The following is a 21,109-nucleotide window of genomic DNA, read 5'->3' as shown; positions in this document are numbered from 1 at the left end:
TGAGACCGGACACTAGCAGCAACGGGCCCCGAAAGAAGGACTGAGTGGACAGTAATGCTGGTACGTGGTTTCTGAGTCGCGCCGAGCGGGGGAATCTGGCCACAGACGTCCACGCGGGGGGTGCCGGATCGCTGTCCTGGTCGGAGGGCAATCTAGTGCGGCCCCTGATTCATGGAGCAACCTACTTCGCCCGACTGCATGAGGAGTTGACGGCTCTGCAGGCGGGAGACCGCGTGTGGTTCACCGACTGGCGCGGCGACGCCGACGAGCGGCTGCTGGCCGACGGACCGTCGATCGGCGACGTGCTCTCCGGCTTGGCCCGCGCAGGCGTGGAAGTGCGGGGCCTTGTCTGGAGATCCCACGGAGAGCGCGTATCGGCCCCGATCAGCAGCCGATCCAACGAGCTGCTAAGTCATCAGATCAACGACGCCGGCGGAGAGGTGCTGCTGGATCAGCGTGTACGCCTCTTCGGCTCCCATCACCAAAAACTCTTCGTCATCCGCCATCGTGACAATCCGTCGCGGGATGTCGCGTTCGTTGGCGGGATCGACCTTTCCCACAGCCGTCGGGACGATGCCGGCCACGCGGGAGACCCGCAAGCGGTGGACATGGATTCCCGGTACGGGAAACGCCCCCCGTGGCACGATGCGACCCTCGAACTGCGTGGCCCCGTGGTGGCTGATGTCCTGGCAGTGTTTGCTGAACGGTGGAACGACCCCCATCCCCTGGACCGGCGCACCCCCTACCGGATGCTGCTGCAACGTCTGGCCCGTATGCCCCGGCACCCCGAACCGCTCCCGGAGACTGCGCCGCCGCCCCCACCGGCGGGCCCTCACTCCGTGCAGCTGCTGCGCACGTACGGGGTGAAACGTCCTCCGTTCCCGTTCGCACCCGAGGGGGAACGCAGCATTGCCCGCGGCTATGCGAAGGCCTTCGCCCGCGCTCGCTCGCTGATCTACATCGAGGACCAGTACCTGTGGTCTACAGAGGTCGCAACCGGAATTGCGGAGGCCCTCGAACGGAACCCCGAATTGAACGTGATCGCCGTCGTGCCCCGCTACCCCGACTCCGACGGTGCTATAGCAGGACCGGCTATCCGGATCGGGCAACTGCGTGCCATCAGGATGCTGCGCCGGGTCGCGCCCGACAGGGTCGGGGTGTTCGATCTGGAGAACAGCGCCGGAACCCCGATCTACGTCCACGCCAAGATCTGCATCATCGATGACACCTGGATGACCTGCGGCTCAGACAACTTCAACCGCCGATCTTGGACCACCGACAGTGAGCTCACCTGCGCCGTACTCGATGCCACTGCTGACAACCGGGAAACTCCCGGCACAGACTCGGGCCACGACGTCTCCGGCCCGTTGGCCCAGGGGCTCCGGCTCCAACTCTGGGCGGAACACCTGGGCCTGGACCAGGACGATCCCCGGCTCCTTGATCCGGGGGCCGGGCTCAAGCTTTGGAACTCCACCGCAGACGCTCTCGACCAGTGGCACGAATCCGGGCAGCGCTCGCCTCGCCCCGCCGGACATGCGCGCCGCCACATCCCAGAGCCCGTGTCCTCCCTCCAACGTCTCTGGGCGGTTCCGCTTAGCCGCCTCGTCGTGGACCCGGACGGCCGCCCCCGTCGGCTGCGTGGCACTATAGAGTTCTGATATGTAGTTCTGGTTGTCAAGAGGCATAGATGAGCGGCTCCTGGGATTTGGTTCCGGGGCCGCTCATCTGGTGCCTGCCGGTCCGTGGTGAAGGGTGTTGGCGGGTCGTTTTCGACTGCAGTGTCAGACTGACCCTTCTATGGGTGGTGTCAAGCCATGAGTGTGGTGAGTTTGCGGTAGATCTGCCGGGCGATGATCCTCTTGAGGCAGCGGCGGATTTCTCGGCGTGTTTTGCCTTCCTGGGTGCGCCGGTCGAGGTAGGCGCGGGTGTCGGCGTCGGATGCCATGCGGGTGCGGGCGATGACGTCCAGGGCTTGGTTCAGTTGCCTGTCGCCGTGCCGGTTGAGACGATGCCGGGTGGTGTTGCCGGAGGATGCCGGTATCGGGTTCACGCCGGCGAGGGCGGCAAAGGCGGCTTCGGAGTGGATGCGGCCGGGGTGGGAGTAGGCGGTCAGGATGATGGCGCCGGTGATGGGTCCAAGACCCCGGAGATCCTGGAGGCCGGGGGCCATCTGATCCACGAGTTGCGCCAGATCGGCCCGGTTGGTCTCCAGTGCGCTGGTGTGCCGGAGCACCGCGGTGGCGAGGCGTGTGGCCTCGGATCGGGCAACTTTTGTGCTGACGTCGTCCGTTGGGCGATCACGCCAGGCCGCGATCGTGTGGAGTTGTCGGTCCGTGATGGCCTTGCGGGCGTCGATGCCCAGGTCCATGGTGCGGGCCAGTGCGGTCAGGGCATGACGGTCGGCGGTGCGTTGACCGTCCATGGACCGCCGGGCGGCCAACAGAACCCGCAGGGCATCCCGTGCGCCTTCTGCCCGTGGCTGGGCCAGGGCTGCGATGTCGGTCCCGAGCACGGCCCGTGCCGCGGCGCGGGCGTCGATCTCATCGGACTTGCCGATGCTGCCGCGGTTTTGTCGCTTGGGCGGTCTGGCCTCACACACCGGAAGGCCGGCGGCGCGGAGGGCGCGGGTCAGGCCTGCCCCGTAGGAGCCGGTGCCTTCAACCGCGACCAGGACTTCCCCGATTGTTGTTCGTCGCTGCATCCAGCTGATGGCGCGGGAAATGCCGGCCTGGCTGGCCGGGAAGGTCGAGGTGTCGATGACCTGACCGGTCGCCGCGGCCAACACGGCATACGTGTGCGTTCTTGAGTGGGTGTCCACCCCGATGACGTGCGTGTACTTCTCTGCCACGATGGTCACTGTGGCGTCTCCTTTCGTTAGGGGCCATCACGGCGCCGGTCCGGGGGAAGAGTCACTTCGAGGCAAATCTCTAACGAGTCACGGCCGGCCGGTCACGGGCGGGACGGACAACCTTCTATCAAGCCATCGCAGTGGGTCAGACTGGTGCCGCTCCGGCCGGGCGGACGGGTCAGTCTCAAGACACTGCAATAGCGAACAGGTCAGATATGCGCTGAGTCACGCCCGGCAGGAATGGCAGCCAGTCTGCCAGCCGGCCTCGGGTCGGCTACTAACCATTAGAGATATTCGCGGGTTGGCTACCGCATGACGATTGTTCGGCTGGAGCGTTTCGGTGTCTAGGATCGAGCGTCGACGGGGCCGGGCGGTCTGCTCATAGAACTCTCCCGGGTTAGCTCCTGGTGCTGCCATCACACGTCCACCCCGTCCCGGTGGCACGTTCATGGGTTCAGGCCGCGTTCATGCGTTCTCCTCGCTGGAGCGGGGCTGCCAGTGACCAGCACCAGCCGGCGAGCTCGCGGGCGACCGCAGTGTTGGCCTTGACCGGCATCTTGTCGCGCTCATCGAAGTGCTCCCACTTGCGGTGCAGCCGGTGATTTCCTTCCAGGGCGCGGATGCGTGTCGCCGGGGCGACGAGGTCAAGTTGGCGCAGCAGCCGTTCCCCGGGCCGGGCATAGGGGCGCCGGTGCTGCCAGGCGGCCTCGATGAGGAGTTTGCGGGCGTAGGTGTTCCCTGCCTTGGTGATCGGGCCCTGGTGCCGGGACTGGCCGGAGGATTGCTCGCTGGGGACCAGGCCGAGATAGGAGCCGATGGTTGAGCCGGTGAACCGGTTCCAGTCGCCGATCTCCACGGCGAGGCCGTACGCGGTCGTGATCTGGATGCCGCGCAGACACATCAGCGCGTCAATGACCGGGGTGTAGCGGCACGCAGCGGCCGTGGCGGTGACCTGCTTGTCGATCCGTGCCAGGTGGGCGGCCAGCAGTTCGGCCTGTTCGACATCGGCCTGATAGCTGAACTGGAGGGCGGGTTCGTCAAAGTGCTGTCGGTGCAGCCACAGACGGTGTTCCTTCGTCCACCGGGTGTCTTTAGGGTAGCGGATGCCGTGGCGCAGCAGGATGGCGTTCACGTGCTGGCGGGCGTGCGCGAGGTCCTTGGCCGCGCCGGAGCGCAGCCGGGACAAATCCCGCAGCGCTTCTTCGTCAGGGTCCGGGATGCGCACCTCGGTGACCGAGCCGACCGCGAGCATTTCGGCCAGCATCCGGGCGTCCCGCCGGTCGGTTTTCACCCGGTCCCCGGGGGCGCGCAACAGTTTCGAGGACGCCGTGACGACGCAGTCGATCCCCGCGGCCCGCAGGTGGCGGGCCAGGACAAACCCTGTGGGGCCCGATTCGTAGACGACCTTGACCGGCGGCTCGAACCGGCGGACCCACTCCAGCACCACGGCCGGATCGGCGGTCATCGTGTGTCGTGTGATTTCGCCGGTGTCCGGGTTCAGCGCATGGCCAACGACGTTGACCGCGTGAACATCCAGACCGATGAAAGTATGCTCGAACATAGCCGGGACCTCCCAACTTCACATGTGGCACTACCATTGCACCCCCGACAGGGCCGCGCAGGCCACGGGAGCCGCTAATGGCAACCCACGGACGCTGTGAAACAGAAGGCCCCGGCCCCCGTTCCTGCCGGAATCTGCCCGTCCGGGATAGAGGACATCACCGCCGGGGGTCCAGGTCCCGCAGCGCCGCCCTTCATCCGGGGGCAGCGAGCACCCCAAGCCGGCGCTGCAGGACCGCCCGGCGATAATGGGCCGGCCCCGGACCGGCAGGATCCGATCACACTTCATATCTCTAATGGGTAGTGACCGGCCCGAGGTTGGTTGGCAGACTGCTTTCCGGGACCGCCGGGGCGTGACTCCTTTCATATCTGACCCGCTCTGCGGTGTCTTATAGACGACCTGTCCGCCCCCGAGGTCCCGGGAGCAGTCGGCCCACTCCGATGGCTTGATAGAAGGCTGTCCGCTTCGCCCCGGTGGTGCGGCGTGACTCGTTAGAGATTTGCCTCAGGGTGATCCTCCGGCTGGTTTCGACCGCACCCCATCGGGACAGGAGCGAGCACATGACCACAGTCGCAGAACAGTACACACACGTCGTCGGCGTGGACACACACGCCAAAACCCACACATTCTCAGTTCTCACCACCGCCGCGGGCGCGGTGATCGAGACCGACACGTTTCCGGCCAGCGCGGCAGGCATGAGCCGGGCGGTGGAGTGGATCCGCCGCCGCACCCAGTCCGGGAACGTCCTGGTCGCGGTCGAGGGGACGAGCTCCTACGGGGCCCGGTTGACGCGCCTGCTCGAGGTGGAGCGCTTCGCCGTCTGCGAGGCCAGGCCGCCCCGGCGGCAGTCCCGCCACGCCCACGGCAAATCCGACGCGATCGACGCCGTCGCCGCCGCCCGGACCGTCCTGGGAGCGGCCACCACAGAACTCGTCAACCCGCGGGCCGAGGGCCTGTGGGAAGCACTGCGGATCCTCCTGGCCGCCAGGCGCTCGATGGACACCCAGCGCACGGGCGCGCGCAACGCGCTGACCGCCCTTCTGCGGACCCTGGACCTGGGAATCGACGCACGCTCCCCACTGACCGGTGCCCAAGTCGCAACGGTCCAGGGCTGGCGGGCAAGACAGGGCGACGGCGCTGCCGCCACTGTCGCGCGGGCCGAGGCACGGCGGCTCGCGTCTGCCGTCATCGCCCTCGGCACCGAGCTGGAGGCCAATCACCTGGCCCTGGCCGAGCATGTCCAGCTCATGGCCCCGGGAATCCTGGACATCCGTGGGGTCGGCCCAGTGACCGCGGCGATCATCCTGGCCGCGTACTCGCACCATGGCCGTGTCCGCTCGGAAGCGGCCTTCGCGGCCCTGGCCGGCGCGAGCCCCATCCCGGCATCCTCAGGCAGCACGCACCGGCACCGGCTTAACCGCTACGGAGACCGGCAACTCAACCGCGCCCTGGACGTCGTCGCCCGGACCAGAAGCCTCACGGACCCCGCCACCCGCGCCTACATCGAGCGACGCACCGCAGAAGGCAGGAGCCCACGGGAAATCCGCCGCTGCCTCAAGCGCTTCATCGCCAGACAAATCTTCCGCCAACTCCAAACACTCATGGCTTGACTCGACGCCATAGAAGGGTCTCTAGGGAGGCCGGTGTGGGCGAGTCGATAGAAATCGGCCTTCACACGGTCAACGATTGCGGCGCAGCGTGACGGCCACCAAATAGAGCGGAGGCAGAACAAGGACCGCACCATGGCTTCGTGCCGGACGGTGCGGCCTTCGTCCTCTGCAAAGCTAAGACAGCCGGCTGGAGAATTCCTCGGCAGTCATCGGGGTGGAGAACATCGGGTAGTCGTACGCGATCGCGTTGTCGTGTTCCTCAACCGATGTTGCAGCGACACAGTCGCTCAAAGTCACGACCTGGTACCCGTTCTCGTAGCCACTGCGCATGGTTGATTCGACGCAACAGTTCGTCAGGAACCCTCCCAGGACGATGGTGGTGATGCCTTTGCTGCGCAGGATGAAGTCCAGGTTTGTGCTGGCGAAGGTGTCGAGACCCCTTTTACCTTCAATGACGATGTCGCCCTCGGCCGGCGCCAACTCGTCGATGATGGCCGCACCCCAGGTTCCCTTTACGAACACGCCACCGTCCACGACCCCCTTGAGGATCCCGTACAGATGCTTGCCGAGCTCGTTGTAGCCCTCGGCAAACGTGATGGGCGCGTGCATTACCGTGACACCGGCCGCGCGGGCCACCTCTACAACGCGAGCCGTATTGGCGAGCATGTCCGTTTTTTCCATGACCGGTCGGACAGCGTCATGCAGCCCGCCGCCCTCGGACGTGAAATCGTTCTGGTATTCGATGAGTACAACGGCGGTGGTGTTCGGATCAAACTTCAAGGCATCCTCCTGATCGGCGGTGACGCGCCCGCGGCAATGCCGACGGTCGAGGTCAGACTAGCCTCGGCCCACGCACAGGACAAGGGGCCGCGTTGACTCATGGAAAAGGTCCGGGGAGCCGGGTGCGTTGCCTCATCTGAAAAGGTCCGGGAATGACGGCCGTGGACATCCTTGAGGGATGGGACTGACGATGAGCTTGCGGAAGGCTGTCACGGTGATCAAGGCCAGGGCGTATGCCCATGCCGGCCGGTGGGTGGTTCCGCAGGCCCACCCGTTCGTCCAACCCGACAACGTTCCCCCGGATCCGCGTTGTCGCGGTAAAACCGAACCAGAGCATTTCCGATCAGCTGTACTGGATCGCGCGCGCCGCGCGGAGGCTGCCTGGCCGTGCCGGCCGGGGGGCACATCAGCCGGTGGCCTTGAGCCGTCTGCCCGGGACTGGACTCACAAAGCGGACCCTGCACGATTTAGTGGCAGCTACTTGGAAGACTTCCACCTAGACGATGCGCTTCTTCCATCTAGGGTGACATCTCTCAACAACATGACGAACGATGACGACTGTGAGATCGGAGGCTCGTTGGCGGAAATGCCAGAAACTAATCACCGTCATTCCGGGGTTTTCTTCCAGCCTCTAACGCTATCGGATCACTGAACTAGTTGGCGAAGACACTTGGAGACGGTGACTCCGGCCTCTACGTAGTCACCTAAGGTCCTGTTCGTCCGTGGTTCCGATTGTGGTCACCATTCGTCATCGATAAAGGGTTCATAGACCGAGAACGCCACGCCGCGCGAACGTCGCGCGATCCCAAACGTTGCCACTACCGAGCAGTATGTGGGTGCAGATCTTCGTAACCACTGCAGCCGCGAAGGAGATGTGTTTGAGCCCAGGCCTAATCGGCAAGTTCACCTTGGCACTGCACCCGCGCGCCGACTACGGCCGGTTCACTGCAATCAGCCCGTCTGAACCATTTCTGCAGCTGCCCGCCACGGCGGACTCGCACTTCGCCCAGCGTTCCGAGGCCGCGGCGGCGGAAGACATCGTCGACCTGATTGCTTTCGAGCTCCTCCTCGCGCCAGTTTTCCCGGTGGGCGATGAATTTGCTCCGCAGGTGCCACTTGCTGGGCCTTTCCCGGCCACGCAGGAAGTCCAGCCAGTCGGCGGGGGCAGCTTCCGGCATCCCGGCGACGTCTTCCGTGGCGGCGGCGATCAGGTTCACGTTGAGCCGGTAGCGGTTGTATGCGGGCAGCCAGGGACAGACGGGCCTGCAGCCGGGGTGTTCGTCGCGGTGTTCGCGTTGAGTAGTCATGGGCTCCATGTGTGCGGACTGGGCCCTGGCGCTCCCCCGGCACGAAATGGCCGCCCCGCCGTGGGGTGGGGCGACCTTCGCCGTCGCGGTGGTCTAGCTCTTCACGCAGAGCATGGTCCGCAGGTGCTGGACGATTTCCACGAGGTCCTTCTGCGCGTCGATGACGCTGTGGAGGTCTTTGCAGGCGCCGGGGATTTTGCCTCTAGCCCAAGTCTATTAGCTGCGTGACTAGAAGCATGGGTACACACTCCGCGACACGCATGTGACTAGCCCAGTCCCGAGGCTTGGGGCTGCGTTGCCCGGATTCCCGTAGAGCGGGGACGAACCTGACCAGACGGCGGCAACGCCACCGAGGCTCGTACGCACTTCTTGCCTCGCGACAGCGCGCACGTACCTGTAGATGTCATCGCCATACACATAGAACGCGCCGCAGCCACTGCTGTCCGTGTTCATTATCAGGGCCGTGTTCCAGTTCACCATGTCATCGCTGAACTGAATGTAGACGGGCTGAGTGTCGTACGGGTACCCGTTTGTCTCGTATTGAAAGCAGTAACTTCCCCCTGATGCTGCGTTAGCTGACGGCGCGATGGCAATCGAACCAAGTATGACCAAAGCCAAAGCAGAGAGTGCGGTGGTGATCTTTCGGAGCATGGTGATCTTCTCTCCTCATCGAAATCCCGGTTGGAAGATAGCGGTCAGTAGCATGGGGAAGTTTCATCTACGCTTGCGCAGATGACAATGTTGCTCCCCAGCGAGTCATACTGAGTCCCCGGTGAACCGGCAATTGTGAACCCGGTCCAGTGTTGACGAAGTTCCCCATTGATGCCCGTCCACCACCAGTCTGCTGTGACGCGGACGTAGTACTGCGTGTAGTCGCCCGTCAGGGTGTACCAGCCGCATCCGCTCTCATCAGTCTGGAGAGTGAGCACGTTGTACCAGTTGTTCCCATCGGCACTCAGCTCAAGGGACACGGGTTTGTTCATGAAGGGGTCATCATTCTGCTGGCGGAAACAGAACGTGCCTCCCGAGGACGCCTGTGCGGGCGAAGCCAAAGCGACCGTTCCCAGAACGAGCATCACTATGGAGAACAGTGCTGTCATGATTTTGCGTCTCATCGTTGTCTTCTTTCATCATGACGACGCCCCATTCGTGAATCGTGAGCACGCTGGATCAGCGCAGCAAGAATGCTGAGATGCAAGCGGGTCATGAGAGGTAGCCCCAATATTCCGGATTTAGTCCGTGCATGAGCCTTTACGGCTGATGCCTGCCCCTCGCAGGTGTCATATTGCGCTCGGCGGAGAGAATTGAGCGCGTTTCGGCGGGAACGGTGCCCGCAAATCATCATCCCAATATGGATGGTGGATGAGGCGATAGTAGTCCTGATGGGACAAACATGACAAGGGACTGTCGTCCACAAGCTTTAATCGGCCCACGCCGGACCAACTCAACTGTGTGTGCGCGTGCAGACGCTCCGCGCCGGTGGCCGGCCCTCTCTCGGCCATTTCGTCCCGATTGCTCCTAGAGTGACGCCAATAGATACCATCAATCTTGAATACGCACGCCTCCGCGGGGGCATCACCGAACATGATGCAGGGCAGGCCGTACAACCAGTCCGTCCGGATCAAGGTCACACCGGCAGACGAACTCGCTGTCCGGGCCTGGCTCTCCGGCTGCGCAGAAACGATGCGCGCCATGTGGGAGCCGTTCCTCGATTAGCGGACCGCCTCGGTCGTGGCCACGAAGCTAGCATTTCCGGCGAAATTCTTCGACTTCGTCAGGTCGAACCAGTGCAATCCGGGACCCACCGGCGTATTGTCGGGAGCATCACTCCATAAATCCGACATATCACGTGTCGGTATCGACGACTTTGGGTGGGGTCGCCTCGTATCCAGCAGTTAATGCATGAGAAACGGGACACCATGAAAGCACCTAGAATCGCCCTCTCCGTGGTCGTTATATCCGTACTGGCCTGCACGTCGTGCTCGTCAGGGCTGACAGCTCAAGGACCAGCGTCCGCGCCGGCATCGGGTCCGACGCCCACTGCGAGTTCAGCTTCCGCTACCCCGTCTGTGTCGCCGGCGTCACCGGGGGCGTCATCGGCGAGTCCTTCATACGAGGCCATGGTGACGCCGCCGGGTACGCCGGACCCGGCCGCACCCGTCCCGGCCACGACGCAGCTTCCGCAACAGCCACGCGCTGGCCAGGGCGCACAACTCCGTTCCACAGGGGATTCGCGGGCAACCATGTCAGCGTTCATGACGATGGTTGCGACGGACGTCGACAAGTACTGGACGAAGGTCCTGCAAGCGGCTGGCCTCCCGGCGCCCTACGTGAACGTGGTGTTCCCGGGCCCTGGCGAGTCCGTGCAGAATGCCTGCGACAACAACGCGCCGACAACTGATGATGATGCGTACTATTGCCCGCTCGATGACAGCATTGTGTTCTCCCAGGCCATTGCGACCAAAATCTGGAATGGGGAGCTGAGGGCGCCAGGGAACACTGAAGCTGCTACAAATTTGTCCGGGGACTTCTCGGTGGCCATGGCCGTGGCCCATGAATATGCCCACAACGTGCAAACCGAGCTGGGCATCGTTCCCCTTCCGCCGGCGGATCTGAACTACCCCGTCTACAAAACGGAGCTCCACGCGGATTGTTGGGCCGGTGTGTGGGCTAACTCGGCGTACTACGAGGGAATCCTTGAGGCCGGTGACATCGAGGAGGCCATCCAGGCAACGATGCTGGTGGGCGACTACAACACCAGCTCACGCGGCCACCACGGCACTCCTATGCAACGGCACGCTGCCTTCATGACCGGGTACAACTCCGGTGCGCCCGCCAGCTGTGACCCCTGGCTGCTGGACTCATACTGACCAGCGCCTATCAGGCACAGGAAGGCCGCCGGCGCATCGCCCCGGCGGCCTTCTGGTCCAGCCCCTTGTCAGGAAGGGACGTCGAAGCGCGCGGCCGTACCCTTCACCTCTGAAATAAGAAGATGAACCGCGCCACTTCGAATCCGTGCCGTCTAGTAGCAGGCTTTGCACCTAGCCCGGCGCCTCCCTGCAACTAGGTGCCGGAACTTTCAACTATCCCGAAATCTCACACTGGGTCGTTGGCGCCAACAAAGCCAGATTTCGCAAGTCTTCTTGTCCCGTTTCGCCAACTAAAGTTCGAACCTCGAACTAGCCTCCGACCTCACAAAAGCGAGGACGACCAAGGTACAAGAACACACTCAGGAAGTCATGTTGAAGGCCGTCCTTCCCGTCGCGCAAGGGGTCCGATAGACACGCTCGTTTTTCAGGGCTGAGAAGAACGATTCGGCCATGCTGTTGTCCCGGCACACCCCGGCGTGTCCGATCGAGGAGCGCATTCCCAGACCTGTCGCGAGGGCCCTGAATTCGGTCGAAGTGTAGAGGCTGCCTCGGCCGGATCGCGGATGGCTCGATCCGGGTTGTCGGGGCGGCGTTCTTGAGTGCGTCGGCGACAAGCTCGGTGCGCATGTGATCCGTGATGGACCAGCCGACGATTTTCTTGGAGTAGCAGTCGATGACGGTGGCGAGGTAGACGAACCGTTGCCAGGGTGTGGATGTAGCTGATGTAGTGATCCAACCGTCAGCTAGCTTCCGATCTCACACCAGCATCAGGATAAGTCCCGAGGAAACCCGGGCTTAGTTGCGGATCTTGCAGCTAAGCCCGGGCGTCCGTATCGCCAATTGGATCGGTCTTCGCCAAACAACGTCTGGTCCCATTTCGCCAACTAGTATTCAAATCGCCAACTAGCCTCCGACCTCACAGCGACGCGACTGTGAGATGTAGATCAATTTGGAAGAGCATTTAACAAGGAATCGCCGGGATCGCGCGGAGGCACGTGCCTGCGAACCGGGTCATCGCGGCCAGTCTAATTGGAAGTTTGTGGCGCCGGTTCCGTAGTTTTGCCCAATCTCGCAGGTACAGTTCCGACGCTAGAGACAGGCTGCCCATGGTGTACAGATCTTCGTAACCACTTCCTCGCGGGCAACGCTCTGTGTTGGCTCTACGGCAAGCCCTGAAGACGGCAGTCTTACCCGGGAACGATGCACCAGACAGGGGCGCCGGGGGGTTGGGCCGGCAGATTCTGTGTCACATTAGTCCAACTATCGCTCAGCCCGGGGGCATTATCGACTCAGCGAAGCGCGGACGATGACTCTCGGGCGGAATGCCCGTCAACGGGGAAACAGGCGTAGTCGAAGGGCATCCCTCTGCGCCGGCGACGCGTGGTCCTGTCCCAAGACTTTTGGCTGCGGGCCGCGTCATATAGCCGTGGTTGCGTCGAAATCGCCGGGGTGCGCCTCAGAATGTCGGTATGAAACGGCTTCTGGGAGTAGCCCTGTCAGTGATCGCGCTCAGCTGCATCGTGGCTGTCGTGCTGGTGCTGACGGGGGTGTGGTCGCCGCCCTGGAGCGCAGCCGCGAAGGAAGATGCCCCGAGGCAGGACCCCGGGGCCGTCGCCGTCAGCCAGGGCCACGACGTGACACTGCCCAGCAGTGATGGATCGCCCGAGGTTCGGATCCCGGCTGCCGCGTTCGCCGGCGACGGGCGGCTGGAGGTCAAACCGGTCGAACTTCCGGAGCAGCGGCACGGCTGGTCGATAGGGCTCACTGGCGCCCGGCTGACAGGGCAGGCCACCCTGGTGTTCAAGAACGCTGTCATCGACGGCACCCCTCCCCCTCTGGTGGGGTTCAATGAGCGGCCCGGCGACCCGATCCAGTATGTCCTCGACACGGAAGTCTCCGGACATGACCTGGTGGTGCACACCACCCACTTCTCGAACTGGGTGACCGACGGTTGGAACTGGGTGACGGACTGGGCCCGCGGCCAGCTGGACCGCATCTACAAGGACACCGGCGCCGGGAGTCAGCCCCAGTGCGACCGGGAAGCTGAGGCACGCGCGGGGAACGTCTCTGTCAGCAGCGACAGCGGCGGCCGGGTCCAGTGGTGCCTGGGCAAGGCACCGGACGGATCCACTGTCCTGAAGGTCAACAACTCCCGCGGGTACGCCGTGGCTGCAGAACGGACCCCGGGCCTGACCATAGGCACCCGCAGCCTGGACTTCGGCCAGATGGTTCCGCGGCTGGCCCGATACATCACGGCGCCCTCGAAGCCGGGCAACACCATCGACATCATCGGCCCCGGAGAGACCGTCGAATACAAGGTGGACCCGGCCAGCGGGCCGAAGGGTGTCCGCCTCGAGCCCTCTCCTCCGGCGTACCTCGCCACTGCCCTGTGGTTCGGGATCCAAACAACGACCATGGTGTACACCAAGGTTCTCGGGAAGATCTCCATGGAGACCGTCTCAACGGCCGTCGATGCCGCGGACTGCATTGCCGGGTTTCAGGGCATGGCCACGGCCGATGTGAGCGATGCCAGGACAGCGGCGAACTACCTGAACGGCGCCATGGGGACCGTCATGTCGTGCATGGGCAAGGTGTTCATGAGCCTTGCGAAAGGTAAGCTGCTCGACGTCGTCGCCGTGACAATCGCATCGGTCTTCACCTGGGTGTGGTCCGGCATCCAGACCGCTGCCAACGGGCTTGCCGCAGCAGCAGATACGGCACTCAATCTCAACGGCTACACCATCGTCGTTACCTACCCTGCCGCCCCCGCTGCCAAGCCCTCACCCATTCCCGGATTCCCCGCCACACTCAGCGGTAAATGGTGCACCCGCGCCGGGCCGCCGGACTGCTTCAGCGATGCGGAAACCAAGGCTAAGTACCCGGACGTACGGGTGAGCGATCAGCACCCGGCCGACGGGGCTACCGGGGCTGCCGGGGCTGCCGGGGCCACGGACTTCCACCTGTGCTTCCAGATGGACCTTGGCGACACCTGCAGCATGGCCTCAAGCATGTTCCTGCGCTACTACCCGGCCGGGGTCGAGTGGCATTGCGCCAAAGAGGCGGCTGCCGGCATCTACCACTTCCCTGCCTGCGATCCCGACTACACATCCGCCCACGATGTCTCCCAGCCCCGGCTCGTCCGTCTTCCGAACCACCAGCAGAATGACAACTACTTCGACACACCACCGATGTACCGGGTCAAATAGCCGGGCCCGGGATGAAGCCGGGCAGTCCCCGCCGCCGGTTCTAGTACGTCCGCCGCTTCTGGGGTGCATGGTCGGCAAAGCGGCCGCGCTGGCCATCATGGAGGATCCGATGTGGGAACGACACGTCAGCGACTTCCTGACCCTTGCCAGCGTCCTGCGCGCATCCGATCTTCGCGGGGTCGTCTATGGAAAGGCCGACAGGGAGCATCTGGGCAACATGCTTGGCCGGCTGGCCTCGGAACCGCATCTCATCGGGTTCGTCCCTGAAGGCGGCCCCGGGGTCGAACGGCTGCGTATATCGCTGCGGCCCTGACAGCTCAGTTCCGAAGGCTTGCGCCGGCGTGCAGGTTTACCCACTCGTCCAGCGATTCAGGGTAGGCCAATGTCGTCCCCATTCCCGTCCGACGGGTCATTGTCCACGGGTACGAATCGTCGCCGGAGGCAAACTGGTTTCTCTGGCTCAGCAAAGTTGCCCCAACCGCCGGTCGGCTGGGTACACGCTTTTTCGAACGTGTCCCATCGGTAATCAACTAGATCAGCACGCGGTCAGCGGTCCTGTACCTTCATCCGAACTAGGTGATTGAGCTGGACTCTAGACGGCCAGCCCGCCAATAGTGAGCATGTTCCCGCAGAGACGCGAGTCAGGCCCTCCGCGCGGGCATGGCGTACTGTTCGGAGTGTGAGGCCTGAAGCCCGCCACTGGCCGGCCGTCGAAGTCGACGTCTGGGACCGGATCCGCTCCGAATTCGGTCTGTCGACCCAGGAAGAGTTCGAAACGCATGTCGAGACGCTCTACAACGACGCCGCGCCGTTCATGAAGCGGGCGGTGCGGGTTTTCGTCGGTGATGAAACACTCTGCCCGGCTTCCAGGTCGATGACAAGGGCCTGAACCCTACAGTGCTCGCCCTGTTTGAGCAGGCGCTGGAGCTGCAGGTCCCGCATAACGTTTTTGCGGCTTGGATGGTCACTCCCCTGCGCGCGGGCACCCAGCGACCGGTCGACGGCCTAGAACACCCCACCATCCTCGCCGGCGCCCTGGACGATTTCGCACGTGGCAGGCCCTGGGTGCCGCCTTGGGCGTCCGCGGGGCCCGAGCGGCGCCGCCCGGCCGCCGGACCGGACCAATGGGGCACCTAAGTACCGGACCGCGACTAGCCAGGGCCTTTTCGCGGCCCGTAGCGGCCCTACCCACCCGATCCCCTCGGCACCCGGCCCGGTGAGCGTTCCGGAGCCGCTGGGCGCCAACAGGACAGCCGGGGGCTTTCGTCCCTCCCGTCCGGGTCCGCGGCTCGGAAGGCCGACTGAGATGTCAGCGGACCGGCACCTCCGCTAACCGGCCGTGCTGCAAGTATCCCGGACACGTCGCTCAGCGAGCTGGTACTCGTCCAGCAGGCGCATGGCCTCCGCCTGGTCTCTGTCCCTGACCGCGGCCTGGAGGTAGTTGGCGACAAGCGTCAAGTCGCTCTTCAGCGAGTCCGGGGCATTGGAGGCCAGATCGGTGAACTGACCAGTGACTTTGTTCCGGTCCATGGTCAAGGCAGCGCCGGGAACTGAGAAGACAACCGACAGGTCCTGGTATTGCTTGCATACGTCCTTGGCGCTCATCGGTGCCGAACAACCGGTCAGCGCCAGCACTCCTGCGGCCGCCGCGACGGGGGCCAGTACGCATGTTTTCAAAGTTCTCCCCCCAGAATCACGACGCGACTGCGTACCGCCCAGCGTACTGCCAGATTGGAGACCCGCTGCTGGCGCTCGGCAACTGCTGGGCTGCCGCCAACGAAGACATCGACGAGGCCGGTGCGTCCGCGTTCGGCGCCTAGTGGGTCGGGCCGATCACCGCAGCGGCGCTGTGTGTCCGGTCCAGGTGCCGCCGTCCCAATACTCCTGGACATCGCCACGCGGGTAACAGCCGGCGGCGGAGCGGGAATCGACACCGGCTGCCGGGAGGCATCGTCCTTGCCAACTTCGGCCCGTCTCATTCACGTGAAGCATGCCTCGCATTGGAGGGCATCCCCGCCTGGAGGAACAGCAGCAACTTGCCTGGAAGTTCCTACCGGCATGATCGCCGGGCGCGAGACCCGGTCCGCTGGCCGTGGCGGGAGAATGGCCGTCAGGAAAACAAGTAATCAGCACGCTGGCCTCGCGACCTCTTTCTCCCTACTCTTGAGGCAGCCAAACCCCCGCGGGCGCACTTGATCCCGCATCCGGGGTAAGACGCAGACGCGGTCGGGATTAAGAAGGAAATATGCGCCCAGCCCGAAAAGGAATCGTCTTTGAGCGCCTCGCCTTCACTGCGCCCGACCTAGCCGGCGCAGTGAAGGCAGCGATACTCATAACGCCGACGGGTGGCGCGCGGGCAACGCCGGTTCCGCACCCGTCGGCACGTGCGGCCCCACATAGGGTCCGCGCGCCCCCGGCGTTCGTTGTTACAGACCGCAGTAAGCGCCTGTAACAACAAGGCGCCTCAAGCTGATTCGAAGCGAGAAGGTGGGGGTAGTCAAGGCCACTGCCGGTGACCTCCCCCCTGTCGAACCCGGGGTGGCAAGCTCCCTGGATAACACGGAGCTGGTCGCCTTACGTGAACAGCTTGACTCCCTCAAACTGAGGTAGCCATCCCGCCTATGCGGTGCGGATCTGGGAGATAGAAGAGCAAATGAAAGTCACCAAGAAAACTGTTTTCCTGACAGTCGGCGGACTAATGGTCTTGATCGGCTTCATCCAATTGCGAACACCGCACTATGTAAAGGATGAGGGCGGGATGTTCGTGCTGCTTCTTGCCGGCGCGGTTATTGCGCTTTTTGGCGCCAAACGCGGGCCGGCCGGAGCGATTCGGGATGAATTCGACGGCTGGGGCAAGAGCCTTCCTGAACAAATCGGTAGTGTCGAATTCCATGGGACCACATTTGTAGATGGCGATGGCATGATTGCTGCCGCCAGAAAGACCGCTGCAACGCTAAGCGAGGCGTCCAGCAACTTCCGGGTCGAGGACGTCCATACCGATGGCTTGCGCATGAGCATCCGGGGGCCCGGCGGCATCGTCACACAAATGTCATTCGCCATTTCATGGAGGACGGACAACGACGGTAGTTCGAGGATTGACATTTCCGTGGGCCAGTACCTAACGAAACAAAGCACCATCTATGGGTTCATCCCGACAGGGCGGAAGCGGGTCATTGCGCTACCTGCAATGCGGCGCTTCCGGGATAGCTACGTCCGCGAACTGGGGGCATCCCAGACTACTCCGGGGTCTCCAGCTATAGCCGGAAGCCAAACGGCATGGGATCTGCTTCAGGAAAAGGAGGGGGGCGCCCAGTGCGATGACTCGATCGGGTTCCCGCCTAGTCCGGAGCACGTTCCTTCGGCGCACGAGGCATCCGCAGAGGCGACCTCACAGGAGTCCTTTGAGCCATCACTACCTGCTCCCGAACGCTACGAATCGGGTGAACCAACCCTCGACTCCCACAAGGTTGAGGACTATTTCGCTCACACGTCGGGGCAGAAACCGCCTCGAAGCCGGGAGCCAAAACCGGCCTTCAACTTCTCCACGATGAGCCGGAGGACTATCGGCATCACCGCCGGAACCAGCGCCTTTGCTGTTCTCATCCTCGGCATCTTTCTGGGTGCCAACTCGGGGAGACTCTCGGCGCAGGACTCGGTCCCGGCTGCCACCCCAGTTTCCCAGCCGACGGTTACATCCACCGACCAGGCGTCTCTCGAGCCCCCAGCTCCGGCAACAGTAGTCGCTGCACCGCCCTCGGCTCAGCCTGCACCGCCGTCCCCTACTCAGCCTGGGGATCTGGGGCTTACGTCGCCCTTGCGGCCTGTCGATTGCACAGGAAAATTCGCTGTCTTTTACCACTCGTCGATAACACCATCGGCCTATTCACAGGACGTACAAGCCAATCTGGCAAGCCATCCCGGGTCCAAATACCTGCTAACCCTCGGCAGTTGCTCGTCCCTCTACCAGATGTCGAACAAGGGCACGATGATCTACGCCGTCTACGGGGGACCGTTCGATACTTTGGCGCAGGCATGCGTGGCCGCTTCACGGTTTCCCGACGAGGCTTATGTCAAAGTGCTGGACAATTCGACGCCGCCTGACCAAGCTGTGCGGTCCTGCTCATGAGGATCAAGAGTCGTCGATTCTGCGTTGAAGGGGCGCCCTCGAAAGCGTGCGTGGCGGCTTCCCGGTTCCCGGATGAGTCGTACGTGAAGATCATGGACGGCGCCACAGCGCCTGACCAGGCCATGCCTCCCCTGCCAATGAAAAGAAGTAGCGAGCATCAGCGACCGCGGAGCCATGGCTGCTCCCGTCTCTGGATAAATATGACCTGCCTAGCCGTGGCGTGCAGTACGGGGACGCTGGCCGCCTGTACCGGCACCCCTGCAAAACTTAACGCTGAAATCTCCGGGACAGCTTCCGTACAACCCGCTCCTAGCCCTGAAACCCCTTCTGCTCAGGCAAAAGCAAGCGTCAGCTTTCCTGGGGCATCGGGAGTGGAAGCGAGCGTGACGAACCATCCGGAAACACCGGAGATGAAAGATGCGCTCCCGGCCCAATCGTCCCTAGGTCAAGTGGTTGACCTAGACATGAAGACCGGTGCGTTCCCCTCATCGGGCGCGGATCTAACCTTCACCTTGAACGATCCACTGCCGGCAGACAAAGTTGCATTCATCGCCAACTGGGACGCCGGCAGCCAAACCTGGATTCCTTTAGCCAGCGAGACGTCCCCGGATGGAAGGTCAGTCAGGGCGAGATTAAGTCACTTCTCAACCTACGGCTTGTCGTTCTGGAGTAATCTCACGGGGAAGCTTTTGGGCGTCCGTACCAATCCTCCGAACTGCCCCGCACCTCCGGCGCCCCCGAGCTGGGACGACAACTCTGCACCGCAGTACTTCGACGACATCAACGGACCCATCCTCTGGTGTGCCGGCGCAGATCCTGCTAACCCGGACGACCTCGAGATCAAGCTCAAGCTGAACAGAGGGGCGGCAGCGGCCATCACGACTGCCATCAAACCAGTGTGGACGCACAGTGACCTGTGGCAGGATGACACCCCAGAAACCTGGACCCAGATGGTTTTGGCTGTCGGCCTCCAAACAGGCGGACCCAACCCCTTGGTTGACACAGCCGACAGCTACTTCATCCAGCCCACGGGCGAGTACACGTTTCGCTTTGCCAAAGCCGACGTCCTCAACTTTTGGCATGCGGACCGGACAAAGCCGCTGATACAAGTCGACGCCACGATCCCGTACGTTGTCGCAGGTTTGCTTTACGCACAAGCCTCGGACCTCTCAGCCATTCCGGCCCTGCCCTTGGTCACAACCCTGATGGCGCTGAACCAGTGCTCATCAGAGATTCTTAGCACAGGAGTCGACCTCCACTTATCCGCTTCGTCCCAAAAGGCCCTGGCTTCAAAAATCCCCGGACTAATGGCCACGCTTGCAACATGCATGGCTAGTCAGATGGATTCTATCGTTGAATCCGTGGCGAAGTACTGGGCCAAAAACAAGCCGGCGTCGTCTTTACCATTGCTAGAAAAGAGCGCCCGCTTTGCGGGGAAGGGCCTCATGGCAGCGGCGCGTCTCTATGCGTTGCTGCAGGCTCTGGCCCCCGTCGCAGACGCGCTGACAGACTTGCTGCTCGACCCGATCGCACGGCAGTTCATCTTCCAGCCCAGCGACCAAGCGCTCAAGGATTTTTTGAGGCCAAAACCAACTGCGACGGGAGCACACCCGGAAAACGTCGAAGGAAACCAGATCATACTCTCATTGGTAGCCCCAACAGGGCAGGTGGTTGTTCCGTCTGTAATCACCAAGGGCCAGATAGTCGGGGTTACGGCGACAGGTCAAATTTCGTACGGGTACGAGGGAACCTCAGGATGCGCGGGCAATGCCATTACTGATCCAGACGGAAACCGTAGCGTGAGTGGACACGCTTGCACTCCGAAACTAGACCAGTCAGCACCGTTACCGACAGCACCAATCGGGGCTCTAATCGCGAGAGTCGGCACGAGCGGACCGTGGAACCTGATCGGGTCCAAGGGATCGATAACGGCGGCGGCATCTGGAAACCTGTACCTTGCGTATAACGATTCGTACCTCCCAGATGACTCCGGCAGCTACACGCTGCAGCTCCGTTTGCTTCGATGACGGAGACACACAGTCACGAAGTTCTCAAGCGCCTGCAACCCGAGAAGTAAGAATGGCAGCAAAGCCACGACGGCACAGAACGCTCAGGGTCGAGGAAATCGACACCTCTAGACGACCGGAAGCGCTGCACGGGACCTTGGCAGACCCGAGACGCCCCCCAAAAAAAATACGCTCTCCGGGGAAGTCCTGCCGGTCCGTCCCTCCGCATGGTGCGCATCACGACTGACACAGGCAGTCTGAATCAGACAGTGCGGCGTGGGACGTTCGTCCGCCGGGTCCAGACTGTGCGGCCGGACCTTATTCCATCGCAAGGAATGGATCTGACATCTCCAGTCCACGGTACATCGCTTGGATACTTCTGGTTCAGACTGCAACTGCAACAAGCCGGTGGCCAAGTCGAACGAGTGCACGCTTTTTGGTACGCGCCCCATCGAGGGTCTTCTAGCTCCGCACGCAGAAGGGCTTGGGCACCTTCGCCGAGGCCGCGCACCCGTCGCGCCGATACAGGCCGATTCACTTCGGCAACCACACCGAAGCGTCCTTGGCACTGCCCGTACGCTAAGCAATCATTACCGAGCCCGCCCCGGACCTGCAGGTGGCCCGACGGTACGAGGCCGCCTCCTGGGTTCTGGAAGATTACGCCGACCTCGAAATCATGGACCACCCCCTCTGCACGGAAGACCACTGTCACCCTCGGCCAGCTCGGTGACCCGCGCCTGGCGCTGGGCAACTGCTGGGCAGCGACCAACGAGGTAATCGAAGAGAACGGTCCAT

18 protein-coding genes and 1 pseudogene are annotated in these 21,109 nt (G+C 63.1%); 11 read left to right on the top strand and 8 right to left on the bottom strand.

Annotated elements, in window-relative coordinates; translation table 11 throughout:
• The first annotated feature begins 206 nt into the window (after positions 1–206).
• A complete protein-coding gene (locus ACVWZ7_RS19710) occupies positions 207–1,658 on the top strand; it encodes a phospholipase D family protein (protein WP_456508831.1) in 1,452 nt (483 codons plus the stop codon).
• A gap of 149 nt (positions 1,659–1,807) precedes the next feature.
• On the opposite strand, the gene ACVWZ7_RS19705 is transcribed toward ACVWZ7_RS19710, so the two are convergent.
• Both ACVWZ7_RS19705 and ACVWZ7_RS19700 read right to left on the bottom strand, forming a co-directional pair.
• Complete coding sequence (locus tag ACVWZ7_RS19705; RefSeq protein WP_241709585.1) at positions 1,808–2,857, bottom strand: IS110 family RNA-guided transposase; 1,050 nt, start codon at positions 2,855–2,857, stop codon at positions 1,808–1,810.
• Positions 2,858–3,302: 445 nt separating this feature from the next.
• Positions 3,303–4,409, bottom strand: a complete 1,107-nt coding sequence (locus ACVWZ7_RS19700) for an IS110 family RNA-guided transposase (RefSeq protein WP_456508830.1) — start codon at positions 4,407–4,409, stop codon at positions 3,303–3,305.
• Positions 4,410–4,969: 560 nt separating this feature from the next.
• Between ACVWZ7_RS19700 and ACVWZ7_RS19695 the strand changes: the two genes are divergently transcribed.
• Positions 4,970–6,019 (top strand): IS110 family RNA-guided transposase, encoded by a 1,050-nt coding sequence (locus tag ACVWZ7_RS19695; protein ID WP_456508829.1) that lies wholly within the window; start codon positions 4,970–4,972, stop codon positions 6,017–6,019.
• A gap of 174 nt (positions 6,020–6,193) precedes the next feature.
• Here ACVWZ7_RS19695 and ACVWZ7_RS19690 read toward each other — a convergent pair whose 3' ends face one another.
• The 3 genes from ACVWZ7_RS19690 to ACVWZ7_RS19680 form a co-directional block, all read right to left on the bottom strand.
• Positions 6,194–6,799: a cysteine hydrolase gene (locus ACVWZ7_RS19690; RefSeq protein WP_456508828.1), complete on the bottom strand. Its 606-nt coding sequence runs from the start codon at positions 6,797–6,799 to the stop codon at positions 6,194–6,196.
• Between the two features lie 890 nt (positions 6,800–7,689).
• On the bottom strand, positions 7,690–8,106 hold the full coding sequence (locus tag ACVWZ7_RS19685) for a hypothetical protein (protein WP_456508827.1): 417 nt from the start codon (positions 8,104–8,106) through the stop codon (positions 7,690–7,692).
• Positions 8,107–8,801: 695 nt separating this feature from the next.
• Entirely contained in the window at positions 8,802–9,221 is a 420-nt protein-coding gene (locus ACVWZ7_RS19680; protein ID WP_344366126.1) for a hypothetical protein, read from the bottom strand.
• A 433-nt stretch (positions 9,222–9,654) separates the two neighbouring features.
• Here ACVWZ7_RS19680 and ACVWZ7_RS19675 point away from each other — a divergent pair, with 433 nt between their 5' ends.
• Entirely contained in the window at positions 9,655–9,822 is a 168-nt protein-coding gene (locus ACVWZ7_RS19675) for a hypothetical protein (protein WP_344366128.1), read from the top strand.
• Positions 9,823–10,105: 283 nt separating this feature from the next.
• Here the strand turns inward: ACVWZ7_RS19675 and ACVWZ7_RS19670 are convergent, their stop codons facing one another.
• Entirely contained in the window at positions 10,106–10,276 is a 171-nt protein-coding gene (locus ACVWZ7_RS19670) for a hypothetical protein (RefSeq protein WP_456509169.1), read from the bottom strand.
• On the opposite strand from ACVWZ7_RS19670, the gene ACVWZ7_RS19665 reads away from it, so the two are divergent.
• A complete protein-coding gene (locus tag ACVWZ7_RS19665; protein ID WP_344366131.1) occupies positions 10,227–10,976 on the top strand; it encodes a neutral zinc metallopeptidase in 750 nt (249 codons plus the stop codon). The two genes, ACVWZ7_RS19670 and ACVWZ7_RS19665, sit on opposite strands and share 50 nt — an antisense overlap.
• Before the next feature lie 377 nt (positions 10,977–11,353).
• Here ACVWZ7_RS19665 and ACVWZ7_RS19660 read toward each other — a convergent pair.
• Positions 11,354–11,700: pseudogene (locus ACVWZ7_RS19660) on the bottom strand (DDE-type integrase/transposase/recombinase); the annotation flags it as partial.
• A gap of 745 nt (positions 11,701–12,445) precedes the next feature.
• On the opposite strand from ACVWZ7_RS19660, the gene ACVWZ7_RS19655 reads away from it, so the two are divergent.
• The 4 genes from ACVWZ7_RS19655 to ACVWZ7_RS19640 all read left to right on the top strand — a co-directional run bounded on the left by ACVWZ7_RS19655 (position 12,446) and on the right by ACVWZ7_RS19640 (position 15,319).
• Positions 12,446–14,182, top strand: a complete 1,737-nt coding sequence (locus ACVWZ7_RS19655) for a hypothetical protein (protein ID WP_456508826.1) — start codon at positions 12,446–12,448, stop codon at positions 14,180–14,182.
• Between the two features lie 67 nt (positions 14,183–14,249).
• Positions 14,250–14,495, top strand: coding sequence for a hypothetical protein (locus ACVWZ7_RS19650; protein ID WP_456508825.1), 246 nt, complete (start codon positions 14,250–14,252; stop codon positions 14,493–14,495).
• 366 nt (positions 14,496–14,861) lie between these two features.
• On the top strand, positions 14,862–15,071 hold the full coding sequence (locus tag ACVWZ7_RS19645; protein ID WP_456508824.1) for a hypothetical protein: 210 nt from the start codon (positions 14,862–14,864) through the stop codon (positions 15,069–15,071).
• An 8-nt stretch (positions 15,072–15,079) separates the two neighbouring features.
• Complete coding sequence (locus ACVWZ7_RS19640) at positions 15,080–15,319, top strand: hypothetical protein (RefSeq protein ID WP_456508823.1); 240 nt, start codon at positions 15,080–15,082, stop codon at positions 15,317–15,319.
• A gap of 192 nt (positions 15,320–15,511) precedes the next feature.
• Here the strand turns inward: ACVWZ7_RS19640 and ACVWZ7_RS19635 are convergent, their stop codons facing one another.
• Positions 15,512–15,859, bottom strand: coding sequence for a hypothetical protein (locus tag ACVWZ7_RS19635; RefSeq protein WP_456508822.1), 348 nt, complete (start codon positions 15,857–15,859; stop codon positions 15,512–15,514).
• Here ACVWZ7_RS19635 and ACVWZ7_RS19630 point away from each other — a divergent pair.
• The 3 genes from ACVWZ7_RS19630 to ACVWZ7_RS19620 all read left to right on the top strand — a co-directional run bounded on the left by ACVWZ7_RS19630 (position 15,850) and on the right by ACVWZ7_RS19620 (position 20,335).
• Positions 15,850–16,002 carry a hypothetical protein gene (locus ACVWZ7_RS19630; protein ID WP_456508821.1) on the top strand — a complete coding sequence of 51 codons (153 nt, stop codon included), beginning with the start codon at positions 15,850–15,852 and terminating at the stop codon, positions 16,000–16,002. The genes ACVWZ7_RS19635 and ACVWZ7_RS19630 overlap by 10 nt on opposite strands.
• 833 nt (positions 16,003–16,835) lie before the next feature.
• Positions 16,836–18,308, top strand: a complete 1,473-nt coding sequence (locus ACVWZ7_RS19625; protein WP_456508820.1) for a hypothetical protein — start codon at positions 16,836–16,838, stop codon at positions 18,306–18,308.
• Positions 18,309–18,691: 383 nt separating this feature from the next.
• Positions 18,692–20,335, top strand: a complete 1,644-nt coding sequence (locus ACVWZ7_RS19620; RefSeq protein ID WP_456508819.1) for a hypothetical protein — start codon at positions 18,692–18,694, stop codon at positions 20,333–20,335.
• The last annotated feature ends 774 nt before the right edge of the window (positions 20,336–21,109 follow it).

The sequence above is a fragment of the Arthrobacter sp. TE12232 genome, from assembly GCF_054062615.1.
Note: the sequence above shows the minus strand (reverse complement) of the source record. Positions and strands in the feature narration are given on the sequence as shown.

What these genes read in the sequence shown, in the direction of transcription:
- ACVWZ7_RS19655 (WP_456508826.1), top strand. Translation starts at nt 12,446, where the DNA reads ATGAAACGGCTTCTGGGAGTAGCCCTGTCAGTGATCGCGCTCAGCTGC.
- ACVWZ7_RS19700 (WP_456508830.1), bottom strand. Translation starts at nt 4,409, where the DNA reads ATGTTCGAGCATACTTTCATCGGTCTGGATGTTCACGCGGTCAACGTC.
- ACVWZ7_RS19695 (WP_456508829.1), top strand. Translation starts at nt 4,970, where the DNA reads ATGACCACAGTCGCAGAACAGTACACACACGTCGTCGGCGTGGACACA.
- ACVWZ7_RS19630 (WP_456508821.1), top strand. Translation starts at nt 15,850, where the DNA reads ATGTTTTCAAAGTTCTCCCCCCAGAATCACGACGCGACTGCGTACCGC.
- ACVWZ7_RS19625 (WP_456508820.1), top strand. Translation starts at nt 16,836, where the DNA reads ATGAAAGTCACCAAGAAAACTGTTTTCCTGACAGTCGGCGGACTAATG.
- ACVWZ7_RS19650 (WP_456508825.1), top strand. Translation starts at nt 14,250, where the DNA reads ATGGTCGGCAAAGCGGCCGCGCTGGCCATCATGGAGGATCCGATGTGG.
- ACVWZ7_RS19665 (WP_344366131.1), top strand. Translation starts at nt 10,227, where the DNA reads ATGGTGACGCCGCCGGGTACGCCGGACCCGGCCGCACCCGTCCCGGCC.
- ACVWZ7_RS19680 (WP_344366126.1), bottom strand. Translation starts at nt 9,221, where the DNA reads ATGAGACGCAAAATCATGACAGCACTGTTCTCCATAGTGATGCTCGTT.
- ACVWZ7_RS19685 (WP_456508827.1), bottom strand. Translation starts at nt 8,106, where the DNA reads ATGACTACTCAACGCGAACACCGCGACGAACACCCCGGCTGCAGGCCC.